Annotated in this window: 12 protein-coding genes; 1 reads left to right on the top strand and 11 read right to left on the bottom strand. The window is 58.8% G+C overall.

Annotation, left to right across the window (positions count from 1 at the left end; translation table 11 throughout):
- Positions 1-21: 21 nt before the first annotated feature.
- From mnmA to AB4090_RS00715, 11 genes are read right to left on the bottom strand one after another with little or no spacing between them, the layout of a single operon-like run.
- Positions 22-1,086: a tRNA 2-thiouridine(34) synthase MnmA gene (gene mnmA / locus AB4090_RS00765; protein WP_369571944.1), complete on the bottom strand. Its 1,065-nt coding sequence runs from the start codon at positions 1,084-1,086 to the stop codon at positions 22-24.
- 9 nt (positions 1,087-1,095) lie between these two features.
- On the bottom strand, positions 1,096-1,290 hold the full coding sequence (gene iscX, locus AB4090_RS00760; protein WP_369571943.1) for a Fe-S cluster assembly protein IscX: 195 nt from the start codon (positions 1,288-1,290) through the stop codon (positions 1,096-1,098).
- Entirely contained in the window at positions 1,290-1,628 is a 339-nt protein-coding gene (gene fdx, locus AB4090_RS00755; RefSeq protein WP_369571942.1) for an ISC system 2Fe-2S type ferredoxin, read from the bottom strand. Before fdx ends, iscX begins: the two co-directional genes overlap by 1 nt.
- Positions 1,625-3,496, bottom strand: a complete 1,872-nt coding sequence (gene hscA, locus AB4090_RS00750) for a Fe-S protein assembly chaperone HscA (RefSeq protein WP_369571941.1) — start codon at positions 3,494-3,496, stop codon at positions 1,625-1,627. The genes fdx and hscA overlap by 4 nt, the downstream gene beginning before the upstream one ends.
- 29 nt (positions 3,497-3,525) lie before the next feature.
- On the bottom strand, positions 3,526-4,137 hold the full coding sequence (gene hscB, locus AB4090_RS00745) for a Fe-S protein assembly co-chaperone HscB (RefSeq protein WP_369571940.1): 612 nt from the start codon (positions 4,135-4,137) through the stop codon (positions 3,526-3,528).
- Between the two features lies 1 nt (position 4,138).
- Positions 4,139-4,462, bottom strand: coding sequence for an iron-sulfur cluster assembly protein IscA (gene iscA / locus AB4090_RS00740; protein ID WP_369571939.1), 324 nt, complete (start codon positions 4,460-4,462; stop codon positions 4,139-4,141).
- A gap of 10 nt (positions 4,463-4,472) precedes the next feature.
- Positions 4,473-4,877: a Fe-S cluster assembly scaffold IscU gene (gene iscU / locus AB4090_RS00735; RefSeq protein ID WP_369571938.1), complete on the bottom strand. Its 405-nt coding sequence runs from the start codon at positions 4,875-4,877 to the stop codon at positions 4,473-4,475.
- A gap of 24 nt (positions 4,878-4,901) precedes the next feature.
- Positions 4,902-6,155: an IscS subfamily cysteine desulfurase gene (locus AB4090_RS00730; RefSeq protein WP_369571937.1), complete on the bottom strand. Its 1,254-nt coding sequence runs from the start codon at positions 6,153-6,155 to the stop codon at positions 4,902-4,904.
- Between the two features lie 11 nt (positions 6,156-6,166).
- A complete protein-coding gene (locus AB4090_RS00725) occupies positions 6,167-6,655 on the bottom strand; it encodes an Rrf2 family transcriptional regulator (RefSeq protein ID WP_369571936.1) in 489 nt (162 codons plus the stop codon).
- A 50-nt stretch (positions 6,656-6,705) separates the two neighbouring features.
- On the bottom strand, positions 6,706-7,443 hold the full coding sequence (gene cysE / locus AB4090_RS00720; RefSeq protein WP_369571935.1) for a serine O-acetyltransferase: 738 nt from the start codon (positions 7,441-7,443) through the stop codon (positions 6,706-6,708).
- The gene (locus AB4090_RS00715) at positions 7,443-8,228 is read right to left on the bottom strand and encodes an RNA methyltransferase (RefSeq protein ID WP_369571934.1); all 786 of its coding nucleotides are present in this window, start codon (positions 8,226-8,228) and stop codon (positions 7,443-7,445) included. Before AB4090_RS00715 ends, cysE begins: the two co-directional genes overlap by 1 nt.
- 26 nt (positions 8,229-8,254) lie before the next feature.
- Here AB4090_RS00715 and AB4090_RS00710 point away from each other — a divergent pair, with 26 nt between their 5' ends.
- Positions 8,255-9,046, top strand: coding sequence for an inositol monophosphatase family protein (locus AB4090_RS00710; protein WP_369571933.1), 792 nt, complete (start codon positions 8,255-8,257; stop codon positions 9,044-9,046).
- Positions 9,047-9,049 lie beyond the last annotated feature (3 nt).

The following is a 9,049-nucleotide window of genomic DNA, read 5'->3' as shown; positions in this document are numbered from 1 at the left end:
GCTACGCTCCCGAAAGAGCGCTCATTCTGACGCAGAGTTGGCAGAATTGCCAAGCTCGGCAATGATGCCACCACCCAATAACTGCTCGTTCTGGTAGCACACCGCTGCTTGTCCGGGGGTGATGGCGCGCTGCGCAGTATCCAGATGCAAACTCGCGCAAGCATTCGTTTGCACACGCAGGGTGGCAGGTACTGCTGACGCGGCATAACGCAGCTTTACGACGACGTGTTCCTCGCGCCCCGCCTGCCAATCCACAAGCCAGTTGCAGTCGCGTATTTGCAATTGATCCTGAAACAGTTGCTCCGCTGGCCCGACGCGTATCTGGTCGTGTTCGGCATCTACTGCGACGACGTACAGGGGCACCGAACTACCACCTCCTATGCCACGCCGCTGGCCAACCGTGAAGTTGATAATGCCGTCGTGCGTGCCCAAGACTTCGCCTTGCATATCGACGATTTCTCCAGGCCGCCCAGCCACACCCTGCTCGCGCAGAAAGCTGCGATAATCGCCAGCAACAAAGCAGATGTCTTGCGATTCCTGCTTGCCAGCGATCGGCAGGCCACGCTCTTGCGCAATCGCACGCACCTCCTCCTTGCGCAGATCGCCAAGAGGAAAAAGCAGACGCGGGAGTAATTCCCGCTCGATCGCGTAGAGAAAATAGGACTGGTCTTTGCGCTCATCGACGCCGCGCCAGATTTGTGGCTCTGCCGCACCGATCTGACGCACGTAGTGACCCGTAGCCAGATATTCTGCACCCAGAGTCTGGGCCTCCTGCCAGAGAGCAGAAAACTTCAAGACCTGGTTGCAGCGCGTACAGGGATTGGGCGTGCGCCCCTCTTCATAAGCGGCAATAAAAGGATCGACGATCTCAGTACGAAAGCGCTCACGGTAGTCGAGCACCTGGTAGGGGATGCCCAGTTGGGCACAGAGTTCTGCTGCGTCCTCGATGTCTTTCTCGTCACAACAGCGGCTTTTAGGCCACAGACGCATGGTGACGCCGATCAGATCATAACCGGCGTCCTGCATCAATACAGCGGCGACAGCGGAATCAACCCCGCCCGACAGGGCGATTACGGCCCGGCGCATGGCATAACCTCAATCGCGTTCGGCGAGCCAGGCCATCTGAACGGCCTCGAGGATACGCTCGTTAGAGGCCTCTGGGTCGTCTTCAAAGTCTGGCAAATCGACAATCCAGCGATGCAGGTCGGTATAGCGTAAATGCTGCACATCACAGTCGGGATAGGCCTCATCCAGCGAGATGGCGATTTCTTGCGTATCGGTCCAGCGCATCAGTGCCGCTCCTTTTCGAGGTTGATCGTGTACTTAGGAATCTCGACCACGAGCTCGGTATCGGCAACCTTGGCCTGACAGCTCAGGCGTGAACAGGGTTCCAGGCCCCAGGCGCGATCAAGGAGATCTTCTTCTTTTTCCTCGGCGGGCTCCAAGCTATCGAAGCCTTCGCGCAAAATCACGTGGCAGGTGGTGCAGGCACAGGACATCTCGCAGGCATGCTCGATATGCACATCATTGCGCAGGGCCGCGTCGATGATGCTCTCACCCGGCTCCGCTTCAATCTCGACGCCTGCAGGGCAGATCTCCGCATGCGGTAAAAAACGAATTTTTGTCATTTCTCGCTCCATTCTTCGATGGAATGTCCGGCCATCGCCTTATGTACTGCCTGATTCATGCGCCGTTCGACCAGCACCTCGGCTGCCTTTTCTACCCCCTCGGCGGCCCGGTTCAGGGCCGCCACGGAGTTTCCGCCCAGGGCGTGCAATAACGCCGAGCGGGCAAGATTGATGCGCTCGCGTTCGGCCACATCCAAAAGCTGCGCATCCTTGGCAAGGGCAGAATCCAGCGCCTCGCGCACCCGCTCTGCCTCGACCCGTGCCTCGGCGAGGCGCCGTTGCTCGACATCTTCCTTGGCGTGGTCCATGGACTCGCGCAGCATGCGGGTAATGGCCTCGTCATCAAGACCGTAGGAAGGTTTGACCTGCACCTCGGCGCGCACGCCGGTGCCCACTTCTTCCGCGCTCACTTCCAATAGACCGTCAGCATCCACCTGAAAGGTGACGCGTATGCGTGCGGCGCCAGCAACCAGCGGCGGAATGCCGCGCAGACTGAAACGTGCGAGAGAACGATTGTCCTCCACTTTGTCCCGCTCGCCCTGCAGGACGTGGATGCTCATCGCCGTCTGGCCATCCTTGAAGGTGGTAAATTCCTGTGCCTTGGCGACAGGGATAGGCGTGTTGCGCGGGATAATCTTCTCTACCAAGCCACCCATGGTCTCCAGCCCCAAAGACAGGGGCAGCACATCCATGAGCAGAAGATCGTCGCGCTGATTGCCCGCCAGGGCATCGGCCTGGATGGCGGCGCCGAGCGCAACCACCTGATCAGGATCGATATCGGCCAGCGGCTCGCGCCCAAAAAGTTCTGCCACCAGTTTTCGCAGCAGGGGAACGCGGGTCGCGCCCCCCACCAACACCACGCCATCAATTTCCTCAGGACGGATACCCGCATCGCGCAGGGCACGGCGGCAGGGTGCAAAGGTCCGGCGAATGACTGGCTCGATCCAGCTTTCGAGTTGCTTGCGTTGCAGATACCAGTGCGCGGCTTCACCCGAAGGCAGAACGAGTTCGACAGACGCCTCCTCCAACTCGCTCAGTCGTTCCTTGATGGCGCGCGCAGCCAACAGCACTTGTCGTTGCCAGGCAGGACTGTTGTCTGCTTGCTCGGCAAAATGCGAAAGGATCTGCTCGGCAATGAGATGATCCATGTCGTCACCGCCCAAGGCGGCATCCCCGGCCGTCGCCAGGACTTCAAACACGCCTTTCTGCAATCGTAATAAGGAAAGATCAAAGGTGCCGCCGCCCAAGTCGTAAATAGCGAAGAGGCCTTCGGCGCCTTTATCGAGGCCATAGGCCAGCGCTGCTGCTGTAGGCTCGGCCAACAAACGTAAGACGGAGAGCCCCGCGAGGTGAGCAGCATCTTTGGTGGCCTGACGCTGGGCATCATCAAAATATGCGGGAACGGTAATGACAGCACCGGTCAGATCGCCGCCCAGACTCTCTTCGGCGCGTTGGCGCAGAACCCGCAGAATCTCGGCCGAGACTTCGACGGGGGTTTTTTCTCCATGCGCTGTCTGCAAACGGACCAAACCCTCGCCAGCTACAACGCGATACGGCAAGACCCCGGCTAGGCCTTGCAGTTCCTCCGCACCGCGCCCCATCAGGCGCTTTACTGAGGCAATGGTATTGTGTGGGTCCGCCGCAGCCTCGGCCCGCGCTTCTTCGCCAACGCGCAGGCTACTATCGGCGCGATACTGCACTACCGAAGGCAGGAGATAGCGCCCCTGCGCGTCACGCAGCACTTCCGGCTGCGCCGAACGCACGGTAGCTACCAAAGAATGGGTGGTGCCGAGATCAATGCCCACCGCCAGGCGGTGTTCATGGGGGGCAGTCGACTGCCCCGGCTCGGCTATCTGTAACAACGCCATGCAAGCTCCTCAACGCGAACCGTGGGGCTTCAGGCGAAATCCCACTGCTCTTCGTTCTGATCGATTTCTGCAAGAAATTTGCGCAGATACTGCCACTCCTGCAAGAGCGGGGCAATGCGCTCGGCCCTGGGCTGGGCAACGGCTGCCGCGACCTGCTCCTGGATCTGCCTTTCCTCGGCATGCGCCTGGGCACGCAACATGTCCAACGCCGACTGATCGCGAATGCCTGCCGCTTCTTCCAGTGCCTCGCGCCGCTCCATCTGCCGCATCAGCAGCTCGGGATCACGCAGGCTGCCCATCTCCTCGCCCAGAGCGGAATGACCAAAGTGACGGGTAAAAAGATAATCCGCACGGCGCAGAGGATCACCCAGAACGGCCTGCGCCTCGTTGATACGCGTGCTCCACTCCAACGATTGTCGCTGCGTCGCCGCATCTGCTTGGGCAAAACGATCGGGGTGCAGAGCACGCAAGCGATCCAGTGATTGGCGCCGCAGCGCTGCTGGATCGATGGCAAAACCCTCTTCCAGCCCCAGCACGGCAAAGAGCGACAAGGAAGGATCAAACGGCTGCAGAACCCCACACTGCGTACAAATCGCCGATCCCGGCGCAAGTTCCGCCTGACAGGCTCGACACTCGGGCATGTCAGACGGTAAAGCTTTCGCCGCAGCCGCAGGTATCCTTAACGTTGGGATTATTGAAACGAAACCCCTCGTTCAGGCCCTCACGGGTAAAATCCAGTTCGGTACCATCGAGATATAACATGCTCTTGGGATCGACAAATACCTTCACGTCGTCTTGCGTACAGACGATATCTTCGGGCTGTGGCTCGTCTACAAACTCCATGACATAGGACAAACCCGAACAACCACTGGTCTTCACGCCAATGCGGATTCCTTGCCCCTTGCCACGCTTCTCGATGCTTTTGTACACCTGCCGCGCTGCCGCTGAAGTCATGGTCAGTGCCATTTGCGTGCCCTTAGTGCGTCTCTGCCGCAGACACAGCGCCAGACTTACTGCGGTAATCCTCAATGGCCGCCTTGATGGCATCCTCTGCCAATACGGAGCAGTGGATCTTTACCGGCGGCAGTTCCAGCTCTTCCGCAATCTGGCTGTTCTTGATGGTCATCGCCTCGTCCAGGGTCTTGCCCTTCACCCATTCGGTGACCAGGGAACTGGAGGCAATGGCCGAACCACAGCCATAGGTCTTGAACCTGGCATCTTCGATAATGCCCTGCTCGTTGACCTTGATCTGCAAACGCATCACGTCGCCACATGCTGGTGCACCGACCATGCCGGTACCTACGCCAGCATCTTCTTTGCCAAAGCCGCCCACATTACGCGGGTTTTCATAATGATCGAGTACTTTTTGACTGTATGCCATGATTTGTCTCCCATTCTCTCAGAATCAGTGTGCCGCCCACTGCACGGAATTTAGATCGATGCCTTCCAGGTGCATCTCCCATAGGGGCGAAAGCTCACGCAATTTTCCCACCTTGGAGGCGACCAATTCGATGGTCTCGTCGATCTCCTCTTCGGTGCTGTACCGCCCGATGCCGAAACGGATAGAACTGTGCGCCAGTTCGTCGGACTTACCCAAGGCACGCAGCACATAGGATGGCTCGAGACTTGCCGAGGTACAGGCCGAGCCACTCGATACCGCAATACCCTTGAGCGCCATGATCAGCGATTCGCCTTCCACAAAGGCAAAGCTCAGATTGAGGTTGTGGGGTACACGGTGCTCCATATCACCATTAATATAGACTTCGTCCACCCGACTCATGATGCCTTCGAGCAGGCGATCACGGAGTTGGCGAATACGCCGGCCATCGCTCTCCATGCTGCGCACCGCAAGTTCTGCGGCGGCGCCCATTCCGACGATTTGATGCGTAGGCAGGGTACCCGAACGCATACCGCGCTCATGACCACCACCATGGATCTGTGCCTCGATTCGCACCCGCGGCTTACGCCGCACGTAGAGGGCACCAATGCCCTTGGGTCCATAAATCTTATGCGCCGAAAGACTCATTAAATCAGCCTGAATGGCCTCGACATCTACCGGCACTTTGCCGAGCGCCTGCACGGCATCGACGTGGAAGACGATTTTATGCTCGCGCAGGATCTTGCCGATCTCTTCCATAGGCTGAATCACGCCGATCTCGTTGTTCACGAAGAGCACAGAGGCCAGCACCGTATCCGGGCGCAGAGCGGCACGGAAGGCATCGAGATCCACCAGGCCATTTTCCTGCACGTCGAGATAGGTCACCTCGAAACCTTCGCGCTCCAATTGCCTACAGGTATCCAGCGTTGCCTTGTGCTCAGTACGCAAAGTAATTACGTGCTTACCCTTGCCTGAGTAAAAGTGCGCAGCACCTTTGATGGCCAAGTTGCTGGCTTCCGTGGCGCCGGAGGTCCAGACAATCTCCTTAGGATCGGCATGAATGGCCGCGGCTACCTGCCCACGCGCCTTCTCCACCGCCTCTTCAGCGGACCAACCATAGCTATGGGAGCGACTGGCCGCATTGCCGAAATTCTGCGTCAGATACGGCAACATCGCCTCGACGACCAACGGGTCGACCGGGGTCGTTGCCTGATAGTCCAGATAAATGGGCCGTTCCCGTACCGCGGGACTGCGCACCTTGTCTGCCTGCACTGCACTCATATCCACCTCGCTTACCCATGGGCCGGACGTTGTTGACGCCCGCGCTCCGTCATTCGTAACGGCAAAGAAACTTGTTGCTGCAGCTTAGTCTGCTGTTCGCGTACCAACTGGGCGAGAGTAATACCGCTCAAAAAGCGATTGATCTCCTGCCCAAGGGCCTCCCAGAGATCATGGGTCAGACATTGCTGCCCCTCACCTTTGCAGCATTGCACTGGATCGCCACCGCATTGGGTGGTGTTGATCGATTCGTTGACCGCGCGAATGATTTCATCCACCGGCACATTCGCACCCGCCTGCCCTAGACGATATCCACCGCCTGGGCCGCGCACGCTCTCGACCAAGCCATGCTTGCGTAACCGCCCGAAAAGCTGCTCCAGATAGGCCACAGAAATTTGCTGACGCCGCGAAATATCCGCCACCGTCACCACCTCGTCCTCCGCGTGCAATGCGAGGTCGAGCATAGCCGTAACGGCATAGCGACCCTTGGTCGTCAACTTCATTTCTGTCCCCTCCTGCTTCGAGGCCTATCCTACTATCCCTACTGAATTAGTCAACTATTCCGCCCAGACGTTCCCGACCCAAGATCATCGAGCGCGCAGTCTGGGCTTTCTTCAATTTTGATGCTGCTCGCCTGGGGACGGAGTGCCGCCAGCTGCTCGCGCAATTCCGCCAGCTCTTTGTCTTGGTGTTGCATGTGTTCGAGCATGCATTCCACCGCTCTGGCCACCGGGTCTGGCATCTGCCCGGTCAGACCATAGGCATCGAAATGGGTGTCAGCAGTTCCCTTGTTCACCACGCGGCCGGGTATACCCACTACCGTCGCAGCATTGGGCACATCTTTCACCACCACCGCATTGGAGCCGATGCGGGCATTGTCGCCCACACGAATCGGCCCGAGCACTTTGGCGCCCGCGCCAACGATCACACCGTTGCCCAGGGTGGGATGGCGCTTGCCCGGTTGCCAAGAGGTGCCCCCCAGAGTCACGCCGTGGTAGAGGGTACAGTCATCGCCAATTTCCGCAGTTTCGCCAATCACCACCCCCATGCCGTGATCGATAAAGAAGCGGGCGCCAATTTGGGCGCCGGGGTGGATTTCAATGCCCGTCGCCCAACGGCCAATGCCAGAGAGAATGCGGGCAAAAAGGCGCCAGCCATGGCACCAGGCCCAGTGCGAGACGCGGTAGATCAACAGCGCGTGCACGCCAGGGTAGGTAAGTACTACCTCAAAACGATTACGGGCCGCAGGGTCGCGGGCGAAGATGGCATCGAGGTCATCACGCAAGGACATCAGCGTCCCTCGCGCGACGCGCGTGTCGCCCAGCGGGTGATTTCTGTAAGAATCCCACGCAGGATGTCGATCTCATTACGGCTGGGATGGGCGCGGTCGAAGAGGCGACGCAGGCGACGCATCATGTGTTCTTCGCGCGGGGCCTGCAGGAAACCGCTGGCGAGCAAGACCGCACGCATCTGCTCGTAAAAGCCCTCGCGATCGTCAACCTGAGCCTCCTGCTCGGGCAACCCGTCCTGCCTTGGAACGGGCAAGCGGCTGGCCATCTGTAACTCATAGGCAATGATCTGAACCGCTTGGGCGAGATTCAAAGAATGGTAGAGATCGCCCGTCGGTATCTGAATCAGGGTTTGGCAGAGATCCAACTCGCTATTGCTCAGGCCGCTGCTCTCTCGCCCAAAGAGCAACGCTACGGGTGCTTGCATAGCTTGTGCCACTATCTCCGATGCCGCCTGGCGGGCGTCCAACTGCGGCCACTGGATGTGGCGATCACGCGCAGTGGTGCCATAGACCCGCTGGCAGTCACCAATGGCGCTCAATAAATCATCGTGCAGCTCCGCTTGCTGCAGCAAATCTTCGGCGCCCGACGCCAATGCCGTGGCATCTAGGTGGGGAAAAAATCTTGGCCGCACGAGAACCAGGCGCGTGAGGCCCATCACCTTCATCGCCCGCGCTGTCGAGCCAATATTACCTGGGTGGCTGGGTTCAACCAGCACCACGCGGATGCGCGACAACAGATCGTCGGCCCCGTGCAGGAGAGACTGCTTTTCTCTATACTCGCTCATGTCTTGAATCCCGAGCCAAGGTTGTCATGCAACATCCTATTCTTGTAACCGCGATCCGCGCTGCCCGCAAGGCAGGCGACATCATTAACCGCAGCATCGACCGCGTCAACGAAATTCGCGTTGCCAGCAAGGGCCCGCACGATTTTGTTACGGAAATCGATCAGCGCGCCGAGGCTGCCATTGTCGAAATCATTCAGCGTGCGTACCCAGACCATGGCATCCTCGCCGAGGAAGGCACGCGCATTGAGGATCGGGAATTTGAATGGATCATTGACCCCCTAGATGGCACCACCAATTTCATTCATGCGGTACCCAGCCTTGCGGTCTCCATTGGTGTGCGACGGAATAATCGTATGGAACACGCCGTCGTCTACGACCCGCTGCGCAACGAACTTTTTACCGCCAGCCGTGGCGGCGGCGCGCACCTCAATGACCGGCGCTTGCGCGTGAGTCAGCGCCGCGAACTCGACGATAGTCTTATTGCCACCGGTTTTCCCTTCCGCGATTTCAGCTATCTCGATGAATACATAGCGATCTTCAAGAACTTGATGCAGAAAACCGCCGGCCTGCGTCGCGCCGGTTCTGCCGCCCTCGACCTCGCCTACGTTGCGGCGGGACGCTACGATGGCTTTTGGGAGTTTCATTTAAAACCCTGGGACATTGCCGCGGGAACACTGCTCATTCAGGAGGCCGGCGGTTTAGCTACCGACTTCCATGGCGAACAGGATTTTTTTCAGTCCGGCAATATCGTCGGTGGCAACCTACGCATTCACGCGCAGCTCTTGCAGCAGATCCAAAAGGAACTTCCCGCGCGCTGAGCC

Origin of the sequence: Acidithiobacillus sp. IBUN Pt1247-S3 (genome assembly GCF_041146875.1) — a bacterium.
Lineage (GTDB): Bacteria > Pseudomonadota > Gammaproteobacteria > Acidithiobacillales > Acidithiobacillaceae > Igneacidithiobacillus.
This window is presented reverse-complemented; position numbering and strand designations above follow the sequence as displayed.